Origin of the sequence: Nonomuraea sp. NPDC048916 (assembly GCF_040649575.1) — a bacterium.
Classification (GTDB): domain Bacteria; phylum Actinomycetota; class Actinomycetes; order Streptosporangiales; family Streptosporangiaceae; genus Nonomuraea.
The window spans coordinates 1-20742 of record NZ_JBEZFS010000023.1 but is presented as its reverse complement, the minus strand read 5'-3'; the positions used below and the strand labels follow the sequence as shown (position 1 = coordinate 20742).

The following is a 20742-nucleotide window of genomic DNA, read 5'->3' as shown; positions in this document are numbered from 1 at the left end:
ATGAAGATCAAAGCGGACACGACGGTGTGCATCGGAGCGGGCATGTGCGTGCTGACAGCCCCGGAGGTGTTCGACCAGAGCGAGGACGACGGCACGGTCGTGCTGTTGCGGCCGTCGCCGCCGGCCGACCAGCAGGACGCCGCCCGCCGCGCGGTCGGCCTGTGCCCTTCGGGCGCGCTCTCCGTCGTTCCCTAGCCGGGAGGTCTCGGGACCGGCGCGCGGGCCGGGCGCGGGACCGCCGGGGGCCGGTCCCCGGCAGATGACAAGGGTGTGCCGTTTCGGATTTCCGCACGCGGGAACATGTTCATCGAACCTGTGTTCGTGGAACAGGTTGACACAGAGCGTGATCGAAATTATGTTCGACCTAGTGACGTGAGGCTCGCGGCTCACGTCGAAGGACCTGGTCGCGGGTCACGCTTCCCCCAAGCGAGGCCCGCGGTCAGGCTCCGAGGGCGAAGGGCGTGTCCTCGTCGTCGGCGGAGACGAGTGGGCACGTCCTGGCCGGACGGGGAGAGGGGAAGCTCCTCGTCCGGCCGGCCCGGCGGAAATGTCGGTGGCGTCTGCGATCGTGGGCTTCACCGGCGGCAACGCCGGGCGCCGTCACGACCCCAAGGAGGCGTGCACATGGCACCACGGTCTAGAGACCCGCAGGGTCCCCGGCTGTCGTCCGCGGTCCGGGCGCACCTGACGGATTCACGTTCCTGCCTGGCGGAGGCGGCGGCCGCTCGCACCCCGGCATCCCGATATGTGGCGGCGCATCTGGCGGCCCTGCGCGCGGCCGCCGCGATCCTGGCCGCCCGGCCCCGGCCCATGGAGGGCCGCAGGCGCCGGCTGCGCAGCGCCTGGGAGCTGCTTCCCGAGGCGGAGCCGCAGCTGGCCGAGTGGGCCGCCTACTTCTCGGTGAGCGCCGCCAAGCGCGCGGCCGCCGAGGCGGGCATGGTCCGTGGCGTGTCGGCCGCCGACGCCGACGAGTTGCTGGCCGAGGCGGAGACGTTCGTCTGCACAGTGGAGGGCATTCTGGGCGTTCCCGCCCAGCCCCAACTTCCCGTCGACATCCCCCTGGCCGGCTGACCCGGACCAGCGGTAGACCCGGCTGCTCGTGGGCGAGCCCGGGCGGTGACACGCCTGAGACGGCGCGAGTCCGGAGAGTGGGCCAGTACGGCGCGAAGGGCGCGCCGTCACCACGGCGCGCCCCTCGTCCGCACTCGTCAGAAGGACTCGACGGCCCGGCGGGCCTCGGCGTCGAGCACTCCCCAGCTGATGAGTTCCTCGGTCAACTCGGTGGGTGACTTGTCATAGATCACGGCCAGCGAACGCAGATCCTCCTGGCGGATCGACAGCACCTTGCCGTTGTAGTCGCCACGCTGGCTCTGGATCGTGGCGGCATAGCGGGCGAGCGCACCCGCCTTCTCCTTCGGCAGCGTGGCCAGCCGCTCCAGGTCGATCACAAGCTTGGGCGTCGGGCCGAGCGGGCTGGGGGCGGCGCCACCGGGCAGCAGCTCGGAGACGGGCACCCCATAGAAGTCGGCAAGTTCGGCAAGTTTCTGCACCGTGACCGCGCGGTCGCCACGCTCGTACGAGCCCACGACCACGGCTTTCCACCTGCCACGCGACTTTTCCTCGACTCCGTGCAGGGACAGGCCCTGCTGGGTGCGGATGGCGCGGAGTCGTGCACCCAGCGACTTTGCGTACTCAGACGGCATCGTGTGGCCCCCCGGCTCTCGTATGTATCGCTCTCAGTAGATTGTGCTCCTCCGCGGCGTTTGCCGGAGCCACCGGGGGGTCTGGTGCCAGGCTCGGCACCATCGGTAGCCATGGCCCTGGGGTTTGGCCCAGAACGCCGCGCAGTGTGGTTACGCACAGTGACGGTAAAGGGGTGGACGCCGAAGGTCAAGCTGATTGGAAAAAAGATGTCGAATCCGGTCCGGCAGGATTCGCGTTAAACGCCCCCCTTGTCCCGTGAAGGTAACAGTACTTCGTCCCCGTTTACCGGGCGAACCGGCTACTTCACGGCTGGCGGGTGAGCATCATCACCGGGTGGGTCGCGGCGCGGACGATTTTGAGCGAGGTGTCGCCCAGGAAGACCCGCCGAAGTGGCCCGCTCTCACTCGACGCGCAGATGAGCAGCTCTCCGGGCAGCCAGGACGTCTCGGCGAGGGCCTGGGCCACGGTCCGCCCCTCCAGCACCTCCACCTCCACCTGGGTGCGCCGCCGCTGGCCCCGGGCCGCCGCCTTGAGGTCGGCCGCCGCCTGGACGCGCAGCCTCGCCAGCATCTCCTCCTCGATCCTGGCCCGCCGGCCGCTCCTGATCACCATCGTCACCAGCCGGAGCGGCACGTTCAGCGAGACGGCCACCTTGGCGGCCCCGAGGACCGCCGCGTCGGAGCCCGGGCACCGGCGGTAGGCGACGGTGATGCGTTCGAAGCCGGCGGGCGGGTCGTCGGCGTAGCCGCGCGGCGCCAGCAGCACCGGCACGGACGAGGAGTGCAGCAACTGGTCGGCGGTGCTGCCGAGCGAGATCCGGCCGCGGCCGCCCCGCGGCGCCGAGCCGATCACGACGACGTCGGCCCCGCGCCTGCGTGCCAGCTCCACCAGCCCGCGGCCGCTGCCCTTGTGGGTGTGCACGACGTAGTCGGCGCCGTCGCCGGCCAGCTTCCGCGCCTGCGCGAGCGCGGCGTCGGCCTGCTCCTTGAGGTAGGCGCGCCACATGCTCTCCTCGGCCTTGGCCGGCCCGGGCGCCGACCACGCGGGCGGTTGCACGATCGCCACCGCCAGACGCGCTCCGGCCTGACGGGCCAGCAGCATGGCCAGGGTGAGCCCGTCACGTCCGCGAGGCTCGGGGATGAACCCGCTCAGCACGTTCTCGAAGATCATCGGCGGACCTCGGTGTTCAGCCGCGAGAAGCGGTAGCCGTACAGGAAGTAGCAGACGAGACCGAGCAGCATCCAGAGCCCGAACGCCAGCCAGGTGACGCCGGCCAGCCCGGCCATCACGATGAAGCAGAAGATCGTGCCGAGCACCGGAGTGGCGGGGAACAGCGGCGTGCGGAAGCTGCGCGGCAGGTCGGGGCTGCGGTAGCGGAGGATGAGGACGCCGACGTTCACGATGGCGAACGCGAACAACGTGCCGATGCTGGTGGCCTCGGCCAACTGGCCGAGCGGCACCAGGCCGGCGAGCACGGAGATGAACACCGCGACGATGAGCGTGTTGGCGACCGGCACCTGGTGGCGCGGGTTCACCTTCTGGAAGACGTGCGGGATGAGCCCGTCGCGGGACATCGCGAACAGGATGCGGGTCTGGCCGTAGATGACGGTCAGCACCACGCTGGCGATCGCGATGACCGCGCCGAACGAGACGATGAGGCCCGCCCAGGTCGAGCCGGTGGCGGCGTCCACGATCTGGGAGAGGCCGCCCTCGGTGCTCTCCGGGTTGAAGGCGGTCCACGGCATGGCGCCGACTGCGGCCATGGCCACGAGGACGTAGATGACGGTGACGATGGCCAGCGACAGGAGGATCGCCAGCGGCAGGTCGCGCCTGGGGTTCTTGGCCTCCTCGCCGGCCGTGGAGGCGGCGTCGAAGCCGATGTAGGAGAAGAACACCTGCGAGGCGGCCGCGGTGATGCCGGCGATGCCCAGGGGGGCGAACGGCGTGAAGTTGCGCGACTGGAAGGCCGTGAAGGCCACCACGCAGAAGAACGCCAGCACGACGATCTTGATGAGCACGAAGACGGCGTTGGCCGTCGCGCTCTCGGAGGCGCCGCGCAGCAGCAGCCAGGTCGCCATGGCCACGATGAGGATCGCGGTGAGATTGATCACGCCGCCGTCCTGGCCGGGGGAGCCGACGATCGCCGCGGGCAGCGTCCAGCCGAACAGGCTGCGCAGGAAGGAGTTGAGGTACTGCCCCCAGCCGACGGCCACCGCGGCGACCGACACGGCGTACTCCAGCATCAGGCACCACCCGCAGACCCAGGCGACGAGCTCGCCCAGCGTCGCGTAGGCGTAGGAGTAGGACGAGCCGGACACCGGGATCGTGCCGGCCAGCTCCGCGTAGGACAGCGCCGAGAACAGCGCCGTGATCGCGGCCAGCACGAAGGACACCACCACCGCCGGCCCGGCCTTCGGCACCGCCTGGCCGAGGATGACGAAGATGCCGGTGCCGAGCGTGGCGCCGACGCTGAACAGGGTGAGCTGCCACAGCGACATCGTGCGGCGCAGCTCACCGCCCTCGCCGTGGCCGCCCTCCGCGACGATCTGCTCGGTGGGCTTGGTGCGGAAGAGCCGCTGCGGCAGTGCCACGGGAACCCCCTTCACGCCTAGAGCGTGCTGGTCAACGGCCACCGGGCGTTGGGCGTCACGATCGTGCCCGCCGTGCCCTCCAGGATCCGCTCCGCGTCGTCGAGGCTGCCGATGGCGGCCATGTCGCCGGTGGTCTCCACGAACCGGCAGACCGCCTCCACCTTCGGCCCCATCGAGCCGGCCGGGAAGTCCAGGCCGCGCAGCTCGTGCGGCGTGGTGTGGCCGATCTCGCTCTGCTGGGGCGTGCCGAAGCCGCGCACCACCCGCGGCACGTCGGTCAGGATCAGGAACGCGTCGCAGTCGAGCGCCTCGGCCAGCATCGACGCGGTCAGGTCCTTGTCGATGACCGCCTCCACGCCCGACAGGCGGCCGTGCTCGTCGCGGATCACGGGGACGCCCCCGCCGCCCGCGCAGATCACCACGACCTGCTCGCGGAGCATCCTGCGGATCAGCCGGGTCTCGACCACGCGCTGCGGCGTGGGGGAGGGGACGACGCGCCGCCAGTACGGGCCGTCGGGCTTGACGGTCCAGCCGTGCTCCCGGGCCAGCTTCTCGGCCTCCGCCTGGTCGTAGACGTGGCCGACGAACTTGGTGGGATGCTCGAAGGCCGGGTCGACCGCGGAGACGAGGGTCTGGGTGACCATGGCCATGACCTGCCGGCCGGGCAGCGCGTTCTGCAGGGCCTGCAGCATCCAGTAGCCGATCATCCCCTGGGTCGCGGCGCCGAGCGTGTCGAAGGGGTACGGCCTGGTCAGGCCGGGGTCGGCGGCGCTCTGCAGGGCCAGCATGCCGACCTGCGGGCCGTTGCCGTGGGTGATGATCAGCTCGTGCTTGTCCGCCAGCTTGGCGAGCGCCCTGGCGGAGAGGGCAACGCGGGCGATCTGGGTGTCGGCGTCCGGTCGCTGCCCGCGCTCGAGCACCGCGTTCCCGCCGAGTGCGACGATGACCCGCATTCAGGCTCCCAGGGGTGCGTGGTGTGCCATCAGATGCCGTCCCGCTCGAGAGGGCAGCTCATGCAGCGTGGACCGCCGCGGCCCCGGCCCAGCTCGCTGCCCCGGATCGTGATCACTTCGATGCCGTTGTCGCGCAGGTGGTTGTTGGTGGTGGTGTTGCGCTCGTAGGCGACGACCACGCCCGGCTCGACGGCCAGCACGTTGCAGCCGTCGTCCCACTGCTCGCGCTCGGCGGCGTAGACGTCCTGGGTGGGGGTGAGCACCGTGATCTCGTCCATGTCCAGGGCGCGGCCGATGGCCCGGTGCATGTCCTCGGGGGGATGGTCGGTGACCTTGAGCTCCTTTTCGGTGTCGCCCGGTTCGATGGTGTAGGAGGGCAGCATGCCGAGCCCGGCGTACTTGGTGAACACGCCCACGTCCACCATCGTCATCACGGTGTCGAGGTGCATGAAGGCGCGGGCCTGCGGCATGTGCAGCGCGACGATCCGCCGGGCCGAGCCGGCCTGGAACAACCGCTGGGCGAGCATCTCGACCGTCTGCGGCTGGGTGCGCTCGCTCATCCCGATGAGCACCGCGCCGCGGCCGATGACCAGCACGTCGCCGCCCTCCAGCGTGGCCGGCGCGATCGCCTGGCCGGGCAGCCAGACCCGGAAGCCGCCCGTCAGGGGCCGGTCGAAGCCGCCCGCGAAGGTGGGGTGGAACTCGTAGACGGCCTCCATGTTGACCGTCTCGCGCATCCGGGCCTTCTTCCGCATCGCGTTGATCGACACGCCGTCGTACACCCAGCAGGAGGTGTCGCGGGTGAACAGGTGGTTGGGCAGCGGCGGCAGCACGAAGTCGTCGTCGTCGAGCGTGTGGTAGGCGACCGACTTGGGATCGCAGCCGGCGGCGATCAGCTCGCGCTTGGTGATGCCGCCGGTCAGGTACATCTGCAGGGTGGCCGAGTCCATCGCGTCGAGCGTGTTGCGGATGTCGTCGACGGCCAGCGGCCCCATGAAGCGCTCGTCGATGCTCGCGTCCAGGATGTGTTTGCGCGCCTCGGGGATGTCGACGGTCTCGCGCAGGAGGTCGGCCAGCAGGTGGACCTCGACGCCGCGCGCGCGCAGCACCTGCTGGAACTCCTCGTGCTCCTCGATCGCCCGCTGCACCCACAGCACGTCGTCGAAGAGGAATGTGTCGGTGTTGGTCGGGGTGAGCCGCTTGAGCGCGAGGTCTGGCTCGTGCAGGAGCACCCGGCGAAGGGTGCCCACCTCGGAGGCGACATGGAATGTCATCACTCGTATATCCCCTCAGAACCGGCAAATGTCACGCCGTGCAGGGGATGGCGGTGCCCTCGGCTGGTCGTGGATCCCCCATGCATGCCTCCGGCGCGATCCGCCCGCTCGAGCCGCACGCTTCGTGGGGCTGCCGGTGACCTGCCCTAGGGGCGCGGGGCTGACACGAGATCCGCCGGGAAATTACCTGATCGCGGGCATGGCCATGGGTTCGGGAGAGCCCGAGAGCGCGTACAGCAGGGCCAGCGAGAGCACCGCCAGGCTGATCGCGATCAGCGCGATGGGCCAGCCCTCCGGCTTCGACGGGCCGCGCTCCACGGACGTCCGGCCCGTGGCCAGCTCGGTCAGGCTCTCGGCCAGTGCCGGCTCCTCGGCCCTGAGCCGGCGCGCGATGGCGTCCAGGGCCTGCTGCTCGCGTGCCGACAGCGCCATGGTTGAACCTCCCTAACGAGCCTTGTGAGAGGTTTTATACCTTTTAATCACCCTTTGCCAAATGTGGTACACCGCCGGCCGGGGCGCCGGGACCGCGTGGGTGCCTGTCCCGTTCTGGCTGGTAGCCCCTGGTACTGTGTGTCCCGACCAAATCCTTTAAGACCCGTCCTGTGAGGCGGGAAAGGTGGTGAGCTTCCCCATGTCCGAATCCAGGGCCGTTCTCGAAGGCCCGGACATCCATCGGGCACTGACCCGCATCGCGCACGAGATCCTCGAGCGCACGAAGGGCGCCGACGGAGTCGTCCTCCTCGGCATCCCCACCCGCGGCGTCACGCTGGCCCGCCGGCTCGGCGACCGCATAGAGCGCTTCGAAGGGGTCAAGATCCCCGTCGGCTCGATCGACATCACGATGTACCGTGACGATCTCCGGCTCCGGCCCGCCCGCCCGCTCGGCCGCACCGAGCTGCCGTCCGACGGCATCGACGACAGGACCGTGGTGCTGGTCGACGACGTCCTCTACTCCGGCCGCACCGTGCGCGCCGCGCTCGACGCGCTCAACGACCTCGGCCGCCCGACCGCGGTGCAGCTCGCCACGCTGGTCGACCGGGGCCACCGCGAGCTGCCCATCCGCGCCGACTACGTCGGCAAGAACCTCCCGACCGCCAAGAGCGAGAAGGTCAAGGTCTACCTCGAGGAGATCGACGGGCGCGACGCCGTGCTGCTGATGAAGGAGGGCGCCAAGTGAACCGCCACCTCATCTCCGCGGGAGATCTCACCAGAGACGACGCCCTGCTCATCCTCGACACCGCCGAGGAGCTGGCGAGGGTCTCGGAACGTTCCATCAAGAAGCTGCCCACGCTGCGCGGCCGCACGGTGGTCAACCTGTTCTTCGAGGACTCCACCCGCACCCGCATCTCCTTCGAGGCGGCGGCCAAACGGCTCTCCGCCGACGTGATCAACTTCTCCGCCAAAGGCTCCAGCGTCTCCAAAGGAGAGTCGCTCAAAGACACCGCGCTGACGCTGGAGGCCATGGGCGCCGACGCGGTCGTCATCCGCCACAGCGCCTCCGGCGCCCCCTACCGGCTCGCCAACTGGGTGCACGGCAGCGTCGTCAACGCCGGAGACGGCACCCACGAGCACCCCACCCAGGCGCTGCTCGACGCCTTCTCGATGCGCCGCCGCCTGGGCGGGCTCGACGGGCGCAAGGTCACGATCGTCGGCGACGTGCTGCACAGCCGGGTCGCCCGCTCCAACGTGCTGCTGCTGCACACGCTCGGCGCCGAGGTCACGCTGGTGGCGCCGCCCACGCTGCTGCCCGTCACGGTCGGCAGCTGGCCGTGCGAGGTGTCCTACGACCTCGACGCGGTGCTGCCCAAGTCCGACGTGGTGATGATGCTGCGGGTGCAGAAGGAGCGGATGAACGCCGCCTTCTTCCCGAGCGAGCGCGAATACTCGCGCCGCTACGGCCTCGACCGCGACCGCTTCGCGCGGATGCCCGACGACGCCATCGTGATGCACCCCGGCCCGATGAACCGCGGCATGGAGATCGCCGCCGAGGTGGCCGACTCCTCGCGCTCGACCATCGTCGAGCAGGTCGCCAACGGCGTGACCATCCGCATGGCCGTCCTGTACCTGCTCCTCGGGGGAGAGATCGCACAGTGAGCGAGCACACCGAACGCACCGGCGGCGAAGGAGCCACGTTGATCATCCGTGACGTCAGGATCCTCGGCGGGGAGCCCACCGACCTGCGTGTCGAGAACGGCGTGATCGCGGAGATCGGCCCGCAGCCGCCCGGCGGCCAGGCGGTCGCCGGCGGCGGCGCGATCGCCCTGCCCGGCCTCGTCGACCTCCACACCCACCTGCGCGAGCCGGGCCGCGAGGACGCCGAGACCGTGCAGACCGGCACCCAGTCCGCCGCCCGCGGCGGCTACACCGCCGTGCACGCCATGGCCAACACCTCGCCCGTCGCCGACACCGCCGGCGTGGTCGAGCAGGTCTGGCGGCTCGGCCTCGAGTTCGGCCACTGCGACGTGCAGCCGGTCGGCGCGGTCACCGTCGGCCTGGAGGGCAGGCAGCTCGCCGAGCTCGGCGCGATGGCCGACTCCGCCGCCCGGGTCCGGGTCTTCTCCGACGACGGCAGGTGCGTCGACGACGCGGTGCTCATGCGCCGCGCCCTGGAGTACGTCAAGGCGTTCGACGGCGTCGTCGCCCAGCACGCCCAGGAGCCCCGGCTCACCGAGGGCGCGCAGATGAACGAAGGCGTCGTCTCCGGCAGGCTCGGCCTGACCGGCTGGCCCGCGGTCGCCGAGGAGGCGATCATCGCCCGCGACTGCCTGCTCGCCGCGCACGTCGGCTCCCGGCTGCACATCTGCCACGTCTCCACGGCCGGCTCGGTGGAGATCATCCGCTGGGCCAAGTCCAAGGGCTGGAACATCACCGCCGAGGTCACCCCGCACCACCTGCTGCTCACCGACGACCTCGTCGAGCACTCGCCGGTCGGCGCCTACAACCCGATCTACAAGGTCAACCCGCCGCTGCGCACCCGCGCCGACGTCGAGGCGGTGCGCGCGGCCCTGGCCGACGGCACGATCGACATCGTCGCCACCGACCACGCGCCCCACCCGGTCGAGGACAAGGAGACCGAGTGGTCGGCCGCCGCCATGGGCATGGTGGGCCTGGAGACCGCGCTCAGCGTGGTGCAGGAGGCCATGGTGGACACCGGGCTGCTCGACTGGGCGGGCGTCGCCCAGCGCATGTCGGTCGTGCCCGCGCGGATCGGCCGCCTGGCGGGCCACGGCCGGCCGATCGAGGTCGGCGCACCGGCCAACCTCACCCTCTACGATCCGGGCGCCCGCACCCTGGTGGACCCGGCGGCCTTCGCCTCCAAGAGCCGCAACACCCCCTTCGAGGGGATGACGCTGCCGGGCCGCGTGCTGGCGACGTTCCTGCGCGGCAGGGCCACCGTTCTCGAAGGGAAGCTCACGTGACCCACGCGCTGCTCGTGCTGGAAGACGGGCGGGTCTTCCGCGGGACCCCTTACGGCGCGGAGGGCGAGACATTCGGCGAGATGGTCTTCAACACCGGCATGACCGGCTACCAGGAGACCCTCACCGACCCGTCCTACCATCGCCAGATCGTCGCGATGACCGCCCCGCACATCGGCAACACCGGCGTCAACGACGAGGACCCCGAGTCGGGCCGCGTCTGGGTCGCCGGATACGTCGTGCGCGAGCCGTCCCGCGTGGTCTCCAGCTGGCGGGCCACCGGCTCGCTCGGCGACCACCTCAGGGAGCAGGGCGTCGTCGGCATCGCCATCCCCGGCACCCGCGCCCTCACCCGCCACCTGCGCGAGCGCGGCGCCATGCGCGCGGGCATCTTCACCGCCCCCTCGGAGCCGGTCGAGGACCTGGTCGAGCGCGTCCGCCGGGCGCCCCGCATGGAGGGTTCCGACCTGGCCGCCGAGGTGGCCACCACCGAGCCCTACGTGGTGCCGGCCATCGGCGCCAAGCGGTTCACGGTGGCGGCCGTCGACCTCGGCATCAAGGGCATGACGCCGCACCGGATGGCCGAGCGCGGCTGCGAGGTGCACGTGCTGCCCGCCACCGCGATCCACGACGAGATCATGGCGGTCGGGCCCGACGGCGTGTTCTTCTCCAACGGGCCGGGTGACCCGGCCACGGCCGACGTCTCGGCGCTGCGGGGCGTGCTGGAGGCGCGGGTGCCGTTCTTCGGCATCTGCTTCGGCAACCAGCTCTTCGGCCGCGCGCTCGGCCTGTCCACCTACAAGCTGCGCTATGGCCACCGCGGGGTCAACCAGCCGGTCCAGGACGTACGCACCGGGAAGGTGGAGATCTCGGCGCACAACCACGGGTTCGCGGTCGAGGCGCCGCTCGGCGGGCCGTTCGACACGCCCTTCGGCCGGGCCGAGGTGAGCCACGTCAACCTCAACGACCGCTGCGTGGAGGGCCTGCGGCTGCTGGAGCAGCCTGCGTTCAGTGTTCAGTATCACCCTGAGGCCGCCGCGGGCCCCCACGACGCGGCTCACCTCTTCGACGAGTTCTGTGAGGTCATGGCCCGTGCCCAAGCGTGAGGACATCAGGTCCGTCCTGGTGATCGGCTCCGGGCCGATCGTGATCGGGCAGGCGTGCGAGTTCGACTACTCCGGCACCCAGGCCTGCCGCGTGCTGCGCGACGAGGGCTTCCGGGTGATCCTGGTCAACAGCAACCCGGCGACGATCATGACCGATCCCGAGTTCGCCGACGCCACCTACGTCGAGCCGATCACCCCCGAGTTCGTCGAGAAGATCATCGCCAGGGAGCGGCCCCACGCGCTGCTGCCGACGCTGGGCGGCCAGACCGCGCTCAACACCGCGGTCGCGCTGCACGAGTCGGGCGTGCTGGAGCGCTACGAGGTCGAGCTGATCGGCGCCGACTTCGACGCCATCCAGGCGGGCGAGAACCGCGAGCGGTTCAAGGAGATCGTCGCCAAGGTCGCCCGCGAGCACGGGCTCAACGCCGAGTCGGCCCGCTCGGTCGTCTGCCACACCATGGCCGAGTGCCTGGCCGCCGCCGGCGAGCTGGGCTACCCGCTGGTCGTGCGGCCCTCGTTCACGATGGGCGGCGTGGGCTCCGGGTTCGCCTACGACGAGTCCGGCCTGCGGCGCATCGCCGGCGCCGGGCTCGACGCCTCGCCGACCACCGAGGTGCTCCTGGAGGAGTCCATCCTCGGCTGGAAGGAGTACGAACTCGAGGTCATGCGCGACAAGGTCGACAACGTGGTCATCGTCTGCTCCATCGAGAACATCGACCCGATGGGCGTCCACACCGGCGACAGCGTCACCGTCGCCCCCGCGCTGACCCTGACCGACCGCGAATACCAGAACATGCGCGACGTCGCGATCGCCGTCATCCGCGAGGTCGGCGTCGACACGGGCGGGTGCAACATCCAGTTCGCGGTCGACCCGCGGACCGGCCGCATGATCGTCATCGAGATGAACCCCCGGGTGTCGCGGTCGTCGGCCCTGGCGTCCAAGGCGACGGGCTTCCCGATCGCCAAGATCGCCGCCAAGCTGGCCATCGGCTACACCCTCGACGAGATCCCCAACGACATCACCCGCGAGACGCCAGCGTCCTTCGAGCCGACCCTCGACTACATCGTGGTCAAGGTGCCGCGGTTCGCGTTCGAGAAGTTCAAGGGCGCCGACCAGACCCTGACCACCCACATGAAGTCGGTGGGCGAGGCCATGGCCATCGGCCGCTCCTTCACGGAGGCGCTGCAGAAGGCGCTGCGGTCGCTGGAGAAGAAGGACTCGTCGTTCACCTGGGCGGGCGAGGTCCCCGGCAGGCAGGAGTCGCTGGACGCCTGCCGCACCCCTCACGACGGGCGGCTGCGCACGATGCAGCAGGCCATCAGGGCGGGAGCCACCACGCGCGAGCTGTTCGAGGCCACCAGCATCGACCCGTGGTTCCTCGACCAGCTCCTCCTGCTCGACGAGGAGGCCCAGACGCTGGCCGGGGCCCCCGAGCTGACCGCCGAGGTGCTCCAGCGGGCCAAGCGCCACGGCTTCAGCGACGCGCAGATCGGCGAGATCCGCGGCATCGACGAGGCCCGCGTCCGCGACCTGCGCCACGCGCTGGGGCTGCGCCCGGTCTACAACACCGTCGACACCTGCGCCGCCGAGTTCGCCGCCCAGACGCCCTACCTCTACTCGGCCTACGACGAGGAGAGCGAGGTCCCCTTCGGCGACCGGCCGAAGGTGATCATCCTCGGCTCCGGGCCCAACCGGATCGGGCAGGGCATCGAGTTCGACTACGCGTGCGTGCACGCCTCGTTCGAGCTGTCCAGGGCCGGGTTCGAGACCGTCATGGTCAACTGCAACCCCGAGACGGTCTCCACCGACTACGACACCTCCGACCGGCTCTACTTCGAGCCGCTCACGCTGGAGGACGTCCTGGAGGTGGTGCACGCCGAGCAGCAGACGGGGCCCGTCGCGGGCGTCGTCGTGCAGCTGGGCGGGCAGACGCCGCTCGGGCTGGCCCAGGCGCTGAAGGACGCGGGCGTGCCGGTGGTGGGCACCTCGCCCGAGTCCATCCACCTGGCCGAGGAGCGCGGCGCCTTCGGCCGCGTGCTGGCCGAGGCCGGGCTGCCGGCGCCCAAGCACGGCACCGCGACCACGGTCGCCGAGGCGCTGCAGGTGGCCGAGGAGATCGGCTACCCGGTGCTGGTGCGCCCCTCCTACGTGCTGGGCGGGGCCGGCATGGCCATCGTCTACGACGACGAGACCCTGACCCGCTACATGACGGCCCAGGAGGGCGGCCATCCGGTGCTGGTCGACAAGTTCCTCGACGAGGCCGTGGAGATCGACGTCGACGCCCTCTACGACGGCTCCGAGCTCTACCTGGGCGGCGTCATGGAGCACATCGAGGAGGCCGGCATCCACTCCGGCGACTCGGCGTGCGCGCTGCCGCCCATCACGCTCGGCGGCCACGACATCAAGCGCATCCGCGCCGCCACCGAGGCCATCGCCCGCGGCGTCGGCGTGCGCGGCCTGCTGAACGTCCAGTACGCGATGTCGGCCGGCGTCCTCTACGTGCTGGAGGCCAACCCGCGGGCCAGCCGCACCGTGCCGTTCGTGTCCAAGGCGACCGGCGTGCCGCTGGCCAAGGCGGCGGCCCGCGTGATGCTGGGCAGCTCGATCGCCTCGTTGCGCGAGGAGGGCATGCTGCCCGCGTCCGGCGACGGGGGCACGCTGCCGCTGGAGGCGTCGATCGCGGTCAAGGAGGCGGTGCTGCCGTTCAACCGGTTCCGCGGCGTCGACATCGTGCTCGGGCCCGAGATGCGCTCCACCGGCGAGGTCATGGGCATCGACGAGTTCTTCGGCATCGCCTTCGCCAAGTCCCAGGCGGCGGCCTACGGCGAGCTGCCCACCAAGGGACGCGCGTTCGTGTCCGTGGCCAACCGCGACAAGCGTGCGATGATCTTCCCGGTGCGGGCGCTGGCGGACCTCGGTTTCGAGATCCTGGCCACCGAGGGCACGGCCGAGGTGCTGCGCCGCAACGGTGTCCATGCCAAGATCGTGCGCAAGCACAGCGAGGGACCCGGACCCGGAGGTGAGCCGACGAGTGTGCAAGCCATCCTGGACGGCGAGGTCGACCTGATCGTCAACACGCCGTTCGGCAGCCCGGGGCAGTCCGGCCCGCGGCTCGACGGTTACGACATCCGCACCGCCGCGGTGCTGCGCGGCATCCCGTGCATCACCACGGTCGCGGGGCTGGCGGCGGCGGCCGCGGGCATCCAGGCCATCGTGCGGGGCGATGTCGGCGTACGGTCCCTCCAGGAGCACGCGCAGGCGCTTCGGGGATAGCTCCCACGGGAGGTGAAGGAGACTGGCCGGCACACCGGTGCAGGTGACGGGCACGGTGCTGACGACGCGCCGGGTCGACGCCTACCATGCGCTGACGGTGGTGGCGCCCGGCATCGCCGAGCGCTACCGCCCCGGTCACTTCGTGTCCGTCGCGGTCGGCGGGGCGCACACGTCGATGGTGACCCGCCGGGCCCTCACCGTCCACGACGTCAAGTCCGACTACGGCGGCACGGTGGAGCTCGTCTTCACCGTGCGCGGGCCCGGCACCGCCTGGCTCGCCGAGCGCCGGGCCCGCGACACCCTCGACCTGGTCGGGCCCCTCGGGCGGCCCTTCCCGCTGCCGCGCGATCCGGTCCACTGCGTGCTGGTCGGCTCCGAGTACGGCTCGGCGGTGCTGTTCCCGGTGGCCGACGCCCTGATGGAGCGGGGTTGCCGGGTCGACTTCGTGCTCGGCGGGGCCGGGGCCGACCGGGTGTTCGGCGCGATGCGGGCCCGGCGGATGGCCGCCACCACCACGCTCACCACCGAGGACGGCTCGCTGGGGCTGCGCGGCAAGGTGACGGACGCGCTGCCGTCGGTGATCGCCGACACCCGCGCCGACGTCGTCTACGCGTGCGGGCCGATGGAGACCCTGCGGGCGGTCACCGCCGTGGCGATCGAGTTCGACATCCCGGTGCAGGTGGCGGTGGAGGAGTCGATGGCGTGCGGCATCGGGGTGTGCATGACGTGCGTGCTGCCGGTCATCGGAGACGACGGGGTGACCAGGATGCTGCGCGCCTGCGCCGAGGGCCCGGTGTTCCGGGGGGAGCGGGTGCGGTTCGAGGACGTGGGAACGATCCCGTTCGACGCCCTCGGCGCTCCCGGGGGCGGTGCTCGCCATGCGGGCTGAGTGGTGACGTGACATGTCAGTAGATATGCGTACGTTCCTGGCGCACGTGGAGCTGGCGAACCCGATCACCACCGCGGCCGGATGCGCCGCCTCCGGCCGCGAGCTCGCCCAGTTCTTCGACCTCCACCGGCTGGGGGCGCTGGCCACCCGGTCCATCACCATGGCCCCGCGCGCCGGGCGCCCGACGCCGCGCATGGCCGAGACCCCGTCCGGCATGCTCAACGCCGTCGGTCTCCAGGGGCCCGGCATCGACGCCTTCCTCGAACGCGAGCTGCCCTGGCTGGCACAGCGCGGCATCCGGACCATCGTCTCGATCGGCGGCGGCACCGTCGCCGAATACTCGGAGCTGGCCCGCAGGCTCGCCGACGCGCCCGGGGTGACCGCGCTCGAGGTCAACCTCTCGTGCCCCAACATGGAGGACCGCGGCCGGGTCTTCGCCCGCGAGGGCAGCGCCGCCGCCGAGGTCATCGCCGCCGTGCGGTCCATCATGCGCTACGACGTGCCGGTCGTCGCCAAGCTCGCGCCCGACGTGGCCGACATCGTCGCCGTCGCCCGCGCCTGCGCCGACGCGGGCGCCGACGCCCTGTCGATGATCAACAATCCGCTCGGCATGGCCATCGACACCGAGACGCTGCGGCCGTCGCTGGCCGCCGTGACCGGCGGACTGTCCGGCCCGGCCATCCTGCCGCTGGCCGTACGGTGTGTGTGGCAGGTGCACGCGGCGCTCCCCGGAGTGCCGCTGATCGGCGTCGGCGGCGTGCTGACCGGCAGAGACGCCTTCCAGCTCATCCTGGCGGGCGCCTGCGCGGTCGGGGTGGGCACCGCACTGTTCCACGACCCCTACGCGTGCCTGCGGATCGAGCGCGAGCTCGAGGACCTCCTGCGGGCCCGCGGCTTCCAGCGGCTGGCCGACGCCGTCGGCCTGGCCCACCGTCCACCGGGCGGCGCCCCCCGGCACCTGCTCGTCGACACCGAGGAGAGCTCCCCGTGACCCCCGCACCCATCGCCGTCGCCCTCGACGCTCCCGACCTGGAGACCGCCGCCAGGTGGGCCGCTCTGGTGACACCCCACGTCAGCACCGTGAAGGTGGGCCTGGAGCTCTATCTGCGCTACGGCCCCGACGTGATCGCCTCCGTGCGGGGAGCCAGCGGCGTCAGCGTCTTCCTCGACCTCAAGCTGCACGACATCCCCAACACGGTGGCCGGCGCGGCCCGGGCCGTCTCCCGGCTGCGGCCGGCCATCCTCACCGTGCACGCCACCGGCGGGCCCGCGATGATCAGGGCGGCCGTGGACGCCGCCCCCCACACGCAGATCGCCGCCGTCACGGTGCTGACCTCCCTCAGCGAGGACGACCTGGCCGCCATCGGCCTGATCGGCCCCGCCGACGACGCGGTGCGCCGCCTGGCCGCCATGTCGGTCGACGCGGGCGCGACGGCCCTGGTCTGCAGCCCCAACGAGGTCGCGGCGGTGCGCTCGGAGGTCGGCCCGGGCATCAGCCTCATCACGCCGGGAGTGCGTCCCGCCGGCGCCGACGCTCAGGACCAGGCCCGGGTCGCCACTCCCGAACAGGCCCTCGCCGACGGCGCCGACCTGCTGGTGATCGGCCGCCCCATCACCGCCTCGCCCGACCCCGGAGCCGCGGCCGCCGCCATGGCCGCCGCTCTCAGGCGCACGGGAACGCCTTCCTGACGGCGCGTCCCGCTCGCCGTACAAGATCGAATGATGTCACAACCCGGGCGATAACGCGACGTGCGAGCGTGCCGGGCCGGGGTTTGGGACACAGGTCGGCGGGCGGTTTCGGACAGGGACGCGCGGCCGGCATGTGATCTTCGTCCACTTCGGCGCGGCTTCGGATCGCCCGGAGCGAAGCGGGAAGTGAGGGCGTTTTGATCAGCAGGCCGTAGTTTTACCTATACGGAGAGCGACGAAGTAGATTTTGTCGCGAGAGAAACCGCTCTTGACGTTGCTTAGGGGGCGATGACCAGCTAGTTTCCCTTCCCGTCCGAGTACATCGACAGAAATTCGAGGTGACCCGGCGTGGCTCTTCCTCCCCTGACCCCTGAGCAGCGCGCCGCAGCCCTGGAGAAGGCTGCCAAGGCCCGTAAAGAGCGTGCCGAGGTCAAGAACCGGCTCAAGCATGGCGCGGTTTCTCTGGCTGAGGTGCTCAAGGATGGGCAGACCGACGACGTCATCGGCAAGATGAAGGTGTCGGCCTTGTTGGAGTCGCTCCCCGGCGTGGGCAAGGTCCGCGCCAAGCAGCTCATGGAGCGGCTCGCCATCGCCGAGTCCCGCCGCGTGCGGGGTCTCGGCGCGAACCAGAGGGCCTCCCTCGAGCGCGAGTTCGGTGGCAACGAGAGCTAATCTCGGTTCCACACGAACACGCGGGTTCAACGGGGGGTAGGAAGTGACCGACAGGTCCAGGTCCGGCAGTGCAAGGGCCCATGAGGCAGTCGGATCAGGAGCGCAGGTCGGCGACTTCCTCCCCTCGCGAGACAGACGGCTGACGGTCCTGTCGGGGCCGTCCGGCGTAGGCAAGTCCACGGTCGTCGCCGAGCTCCGGCGGGCACACCCCGAGGTGTGGCTGTCGGTCTCGGTGACCACCAGGCGGCCCCGGCCCGGCGAGGTGCACGGGGTCCACTACTTCTTCGTCGACGGTGAGGAGTTCGACCGGCTGGTCGAGTCGGGTGAGCTGCTCGAGTGGGCGGAGTTCGCCGGCAACCGGTACGGCACGCCCCGGCACGCCGTGCTGGACAGGCTCGCCGCCGGGGTGCCCACGCTGCTGGAGATCGACCTCGAGGGCGCCCGGCAGGTGCGGCGCAGCATGCCCGAGGCCCTGCTGGTGTTCCTGGCCCCGCCGAGCTGGCAGGAGCTGGAGAAGCGGCTGCGCGGCCGGGGCACCGAGCCCGAGGACGTCATCGCCCGCCGCCTGGAGGCCGGCCGGATCGAGATGGCGGCCGAGAAGGAGTTCGATCTCACCCTGGTCAACACGGATGTGAAAGACGTGTGCCACCGGCTGATAGCCTTGATGACTGACCCTCTGGGGGTCACGACAACCACCAACCGAGAGGTCTGACAATCGTGGCAGGCATTGCCCCGGTCGCTGAGGGGATCACCAACCCGCCGATCGACGCGCTGCTCGACATCGTCGACAGCAAATACTCCCTGGTGATCATGGGTGCCAAGCGGGCCCGCCAGATCAACGCCTACTACTCCCAGCTCGGCGAGGGCCTGCTCGAATACGTCGGGCCGCTGGTCGAGACGCACGCCCAGGAGAAGCCGCTCTCGATCGCGCTGCGCGAGGTGTCCGAGGGGCTGCTCAACGCCGAGCCCATCGAAGGCGCGGTCTGACCGTTTCGATGAAGGTCGTCCTTGGCGTCACCGGGGGCATCGCCGCCTACAAGGCGTGTGAGCTCCTGCGCCTGTTCACCGAGTCGGGGCATCAGGTCCGGGTCGTCCCGACCCGTGCGGCCCTGAGGTTCGTGGGCGAGCCCACCTGGGCGGCCCTGTCGGGCAATCCGGTGGCGACCGACGTCTGGGACGACGTGCACGAGGTGCCCCATGTGCGGATCGGCCAGAACGCCGACCTCGTGGTGGTGGCGCCCGCGACCGCCGACACGCTGGCCAAGGCGGCCCACGGGCTGGCCGGTGACCTGCTCACCAACACGCTGCTGACCGCGCGGTGCCCGGTGGTGTTCGCCCCCGCGATGCACACCGAGATGTGGCAGCACCCCGCGACCCGCGCCAACGTCGCGACGCTGCGCGAACGCGGCGCCCTGGTGATCGACCCCGCCGTCGGCCGGCTCACCGGCGCCGACACCGGTCCGGGCCGGCTGCCCGACCCCGCCGAGATCTTCCAGGTCTGCCTGCGCGTGCTGCGCGGGGCCCCACACGACCTGACCGGCCGCAAGATCGTCGTCTCCGCGGGCGGCACCCGCGAGGCCATCGACCCCGTCCGCTACATCGGCAACCGCTCCTCCGGGCTGCAGGGCTACTCCCTGGCCCGCACCGCCGTCGCGCGCGGAGCCGAGGTCACCCTGGTCGCCGCCAACGTCACGCTGCCCGACCCCGCCGGAGCCACCGTGGTCCGGGCCGAGTCCACGGCCGAGCTGCGGGAGGCGGTGCTGGCCGCCGCCGCCGGCGCCGACGTGGTGGTCATGGCCGCCGCCGTCGCCGACTTCCGGCCCGCCACGCGGCACGACTCGAAGATCAAGAAGACCGACGGCGAGCCCGAGGCCATCCGGCTGACGAAGAACCCCGACATTCTGGCCGAGCTGGGCGAGCAGCGCAGGGCCGCCCGGGCCGAGGGCGCCGGGCACCCGCGGGTGATCGTCGGATTCGCCGCCGAGACCGACGACGTGCTGGCCAACGGCCGGGCCAAACTCGCCCGCAAGGGCTGCGACCTGCTCGTCGTCAACCAGGTGGGCCCCGGCCTCGCGTTCGGCACCCCCGACAACGCCGCCACCGTGCTCGCCGCCGACGGCGACGCGGTTCAGGTGAAGCGCGGCCCCAAGGACGATGTGGCCGACGCCGTCTGGGACCTGGTGGCCGCCCGCCTCGCCTGACGTTCGTACACGTCCGTTACCACATCACGTGTTGCAACGCCCCCGTACGCCTGCGGATACTTGGCGCGAAGGGGGACGGAATGCCGGTGAGTTCCGCTGTCAGAGACCGTTGCAAGACACTGCTGGGCGATCACGAAGAGATCAGCTACGTCTTTCCGGCGTTGTCGGTGGGGCCTCGGGGAGCCGCCGACTTCCTGATCGTCGTCACCGGCCGGTCCATCTCGGTGCTGGCCACCAAGATGCTCCAGAGAGACCGTCCGGTCGCGATCTACGCGATCTTCCCGCGCCATACCCGCCTCGGGCCGATCCTGCAGGCGCCGGGGCCGGTCATCGAGCTGGGATCGCTGGCGTTCGAGTTCGACGAGGAGTACGCCGCGGTGGTCGCCGCGGCCGACGCCGAGATCTTCGCACCTGAGACGTTGCCGCCCGATCCGCTGCCCGACCTGTGAGGCACGCCGTGATTCGGCCAGTTTCGCGACAGGGCGCCGGGTAGGGCTAGACTTCGGGAGGCCCTGGCCTGTCCGACCGCCGGAGCCGCAATCCGTCAGCAGCCGCTGCATGAGGAGCCACTGAGTTGTCACGTCGCCTGTTCACCTCCGAGTCGGTCACCGAGGGCCACCCGGACAAGATTGCCGACCAGATCAGTGACGCGATTCTCGACACCATGCTCAAAGACGATCCCAAGAGCCGGGTCGCCGTCGAGACGATGATCACTACCGGCCAGGTCCACGTCGCAGGCGAGGTGACGACCGAGACCTACGTCGACATTCCGGGTGTCATCCGGGAGAAGATCCTGGAGATCGGTTACGACGCCTCCCACAAGGGTTTCGACGGCGCCTCGTGTGGCGTGTCGGTGTCCATCGGGGCGCAGTCGCCCGACATCGCCCAGGGGGTCGACGACGCCTACGAGCACCGCGTCGACGGCGACGGCGACGAGCTGGACCGGCAGGGCGCCGGTGACCAGGGGCTGATG

Annotated in this window: 22 protein-coding genes; 16 read left to right on the top strand and 6 right to left on the bottom strand. The window is 71.0% G+C overall.

Annotated elements, in window-relative coordinates; all coding sequences use genetic code 11:
* Positions 1-195, top strand: coding sequence for a (4Fe-4S)-binding protein (locus AB0C16_RS24285; RefSeq protein ID WP_357686187.1), 195 nt, complete (start codon positions 1-3; stop codon positions 193-195).
* A 429-nt stretch (positions 196-624) separates the two neighbouring features.
* On the top strand, positions 625-1071 hold the full coding sequence (locus AB0C16_RS24280) for an SAV_6107 family HEPN domain-containing protein (protein WP_357686186.1): 447 nt from the start codon (positions 625-627) through the stop codon (positions 1069-1071).
* Between the two features lie 137 nt (positions 1072-1208).
* Here AB0C16_RS24280 and AB0C16_RS24275 read toward each other — a convergent pair whose 3' ends face one another.
* The 6 genes from AB0C16_RS24275 to AB0C16_RS24250 all read right to left on the bottom strand — a co-directional run bounded on the left by AB0C16_RS24275 (position 1209) and on the right by AB0C16_RS24250 (position 6954).
* The gene (locus AB0C16_RS24275) at positions 1209-1703 is read right to left on the bottom strand and encodes a transcriptional regulator (RefSeq protein ID WP_049574916.1); all 495 of its coding nucleotides are present in this window, start codon (positions 1701-1703) and stop codon (positions 1209-1211) included.
* Positions 1704-2007: 304 nt separating this feature from the next.
* The gene (locus AB0C16_RS24270; RefSeq protein ID WP_357686185.1) at positions 2008-2874 is read right to left on the bottom strand and encodes a universal stress protein; all 867 of its coding nucleotides are present in this window, start codon (positions 2872-2874) and stop codon (positions 2008-2010) included.
* The gene (locus AB0C16_RS24265; protein WP_357686184.1) at positions 2871-4310 is read right to left on the bottom strand and encodes an amino acid permease; all 1440 of its coding nucleotides are present in this window, start codon (positions 4308-4310) and stop codon (positions 2871-2873) included. The genes AB0C16_RS24270 and AB0C16_RS24265 overlap by 4 nt, the downstream gene beginning before the upstream one ends.
* Before the next feature lie 2 nt (positions 4311-4312).
* Positions 4313-5248 carry a carbamate kinase gene (gene arcC / locus AB0C16_RS24260; protein WP_357686183.1) on the bottom strand — a complete coding sequence of 312 codons (936 nt, stop codon included), beginning with the start codon at positions 5246-5248 and terminating at the stop codon, positions 4313-4315.
* Positions 5249-5277: 29 nt separating this feature from the next.
* Positions 5278-6522 (bottom strand): arginine deiminase, encoded by a 1245-nt coding sequence (locus AB0C16_RS24255; RefSeq protein WP_357686182.1) that lies wholly within the window; start codon positions 6520-6522, stop codon positions 5278-5280.
* Between the two features lie 183 nt (positions 6523-6705).
* The gene (locus AB0C16_RS24250; protein ID WP_357686181.1) at positions 6706-6954 is read right to left on the bottom strand and encodes a DUF3040 domain-containing protein; all 249 of its coding nucleotides are present in this window, start codon (positions 6952-6954) and stop codon (positions 6706-6708) included.
* A gap of 199 nt (positions 6955-7153) precedes the next feature.
* On the opposite strand from AB0C16_RS24250, the gene pyrR reads away from it, so the two are divergent.
* The 14 genes from pyrR to AB0C16_RS24180 all read left to right on the top strand — a co-directional run.
* Positions 7154-7699 carry a bifunctional pyr operon transcriptional regulator/uracil phosphoribosyltransferase PyrR gene (gene pyrR, locus AB0C16_RS24245; RefSeq protein WP_357686180.1) on the top strand — a complete coding sequence of 182 codons (546 nt, stop codon included), beginning with the start codon at positions 7154-7156 and terminating at the stop codon, positions 7697-7699.
* Entirely contained in the window at positions 7696-8616 is a 921-nt protein-coding gene (locus tag AB0C16_RS24240; RefSeq protein WP_357686179.1) for an aspartate carbamoyltransferase catalytic subunit, read from the top strand. The genes pyrR and AB0C16_RS24240 overlap by 4 nt, the downstream gene beginning before the upstream one ends.
* On the top strand, positions 8613-9941 hold the full coding sequence (locus AB0C16_RS24235) for a dihydroorotase (protein ID WP_357686178.1): 1329 nt from the start codon (positions 8613-8615) through the stop codon (positions 9939-9941). Before AB0C16_RS24240 ends, AB0C16_RS24235 begins: the two co-directional genes overlap by 4 nt.
* Positions 9938-11044 (top strand): glutamine-hydrolyzing carbamoyl-phosphate synthase small subunit, encoded by a 1107-nt coding sequence (gene carA / locus AB0C16_RS24230; protein WP_357686177.1) that lies wholly within the window; start codon positions 9938-9940, stop codon positions 11042-11044. The genes AB0C16_RS24235 and carA overlap by 4 nt, the downstream gene beginning before the upstream one ends.
* Complete coding sequence (gene carB, locus AB0C16_RS24225) at positions 11031-14318, top strand: carbamoyl-phosphate synthase large subunit (protein ID WP_357686176.1); 3288 nt, start codon at positions 11031-11033, stop codon at positions 14316-14318. Before carA ends, carB begins: the two co-directional genes overlap by 14 nt.
* A gap of 37 nt (positions 14319-14355) precedes the next feature.
* Complete coding sequence (locus tag AB0C16_RS24220; protein WP_357686175.1) at positions 14356-15207, top strand: dihydroorotate dehydrogenase electron transfer subunit; 852 nt, start codon at positions 14356-14358, stop codon at positions 15205-15207.
* Positions 15208-15220: 13 nt separating this feature from the next.
* Positions 15221-16198, top strand: coding sequence for a dihydroorotate dehydrogenase (locus AB0C16_RS24215; RefSeq protein WP_357686174.1), 978 nt, complete (start codon positions 15221-15223; stop codon positions 16196-16198).
* A complete protein-coding gene (gene pyrF, locus AB0C16_RS24210) occupies positions 16195-16896 on the top strand; it encodes an orotidine-5'-phosphate decarboxylase (protein WP_357686173.1) in 702 nt (233 codons plus the stop codon). The genes AB0C16_RS24215 and pyrF overlap by 4 nt, the downstream gene beginning before the upstream one ends.
* A 348-nt stretch (positions 16897-17244) precedes the next feature.
* A complete protein-coding gene (mihF, locus tag AB0C16_RS24205) occupies positions 17245-17568 on the top strand; it encodes an integration host factor, actinobacterial type (protein WP_020541698.1) in 324 nt (107 codons plus the stop codon).
* Between the two features lie 139 nt (positions 17569-17707).
* A complete protein-coding gene (gmk, locus tag AB0C16_RS24200; RefSeq protein WP_357686386.1) occupies positions 17708-18280 on the top strand; it encodes a guanylate kinase in 573 nt (190 codons plus the stop codon).
* A 5-nt stretch (positions 18281-18285) separates the two neighbouring features.
* The gene (gene rpoZ, locus AB0C16_RS24195; protein ID WP_101783051.1) at positions 18286-18555 is read left to right on the top strand and encodes a DNA-directed RNA polymerase subunit omega; all 270 of its coding nucleotides are present in this window, start codon (positions 18286-18288) and stop codon (positions 18553-18555) included.
* Positions 18556-18563: 8 nt separating this feature from the next.
* Positions 18564-19769: a bifunctional phosphopantothenoylcysteine decarboxylase/phosphopantothenate--cysteine ligase CoaBC gene (gene coaBC / locus AB0C16_RS24190; RefSeq protein WP_357686172.1), complete on the top strand. Its 1206-nt coding sequence runs from the start codon at positions 18564-18566 to the stop codon at positions 19767-19769.
* A gap of 80 nt (positions 19770-19849) precedes the next feature.
* Complete coding sequence (locus AB0C16_RS24185; protein WP_357686171.1) at positions 19850-20218, top strand: hypothetical protein; 369 nt, start codon at positions 19850-19852, stop codon at positions 20216-20218.
* A gap of 125 nt (positions 20219-20343) precedes the next feature.
* Positions 20344-20742: S-adenosylmethionine synthetase N-terminal domain-containing protein (locus tag AB0C16_RS24180; RefSeq protein WP_357686170.1), on the top strand; the 399-nt coding region annotated here is incomplete at its 3' end.

What these genes read in the sequence shown, in the direction of transcription:
- AB0C16_RS24285 (WP_357686187.1), top strand. Translation starts at nt 1, where the DNA reads ATGAAGATCAAAGCGGACACGACGGTGTGCATCGGAGCGGGCATGTGC.
- AB0C16_RS24280 (WP_357686186.1), top strand. Translation starts at nt 625, where the DNA reads ATGGCACCACGGTCTAGAGACCCGCAGGGTCCCCGGCTGTCGTCCGCG.
- AB0C16_RS24275 (WP_049574916.1), bottom strand. Translation starts at nt 1,703, where the DNA reads ATGCCGTCTGAGTACGCAAAGTCGCTGGGTGCACGACTCCGCGCCATC.
- AB0C16_RS24270 (WP_357686185.1), bottom strand. Translation starts at nt 2,874, where the DNA reads ATGATCTTCGAGAACGTGCTGAGCGGGTTCATCCCCGAGCCTCGCGGA.
- arcC (WP_357686183.1), bottom strand. Translation starts at nt 5,248, where the DNA reads ATGCGGGTCATCGTCGCACTCGGCGGGAACGCGGTGCTCGAGCGCGGG.
- AB0C16_RS24255 (WP_357686182.1), bottom strand. Translation starts at nt 6,522, where the DNA reads ATGACATTCCATGTCGCCTCCGAGGTGGGCACCCTTCGCCGGGTGCTC.
- AB0C16_RS24250 (WP_357686181.1), bottom strand. Translation starts at nt 6,954, where the DNA reads ATGGCGCTGTCGGCACGCGAGCAGCAGGCCCTGGACGCCATCGCGCGC.
- pyrR (WP_357686180.1), top strand. Translation starts at nt 7,154, where the DNA reads ATGTCCGAATCCAGGGCCGTTCTCGAAGGCCCGGACATCCATCGGGCA.
- AB0C16_RS24215 (WP_357686174.1), top strand. Translation starts at nt 15,221, where the DNA reads ATGTCAGTAGATATGCGTACGTTCCTGGCGCACGTGGAGCTGGCGAAC.
- coaBC (WP_357686172.1), top strand. Translation starts at nt 18,564, where the DNA reads ATGAAGGTCGTCCTTGGCGTCACCGGGGGCATCGCCGCCTACAAGGCG.
- AB0C16_RS24185 (WP_357686171.1), top strand. Translation starts at nt 19,850, where the DNA reads ATGCCGGTGAGTTCCGCTGTCAGAGACCGTTGCAAGACACTGCTGGGC.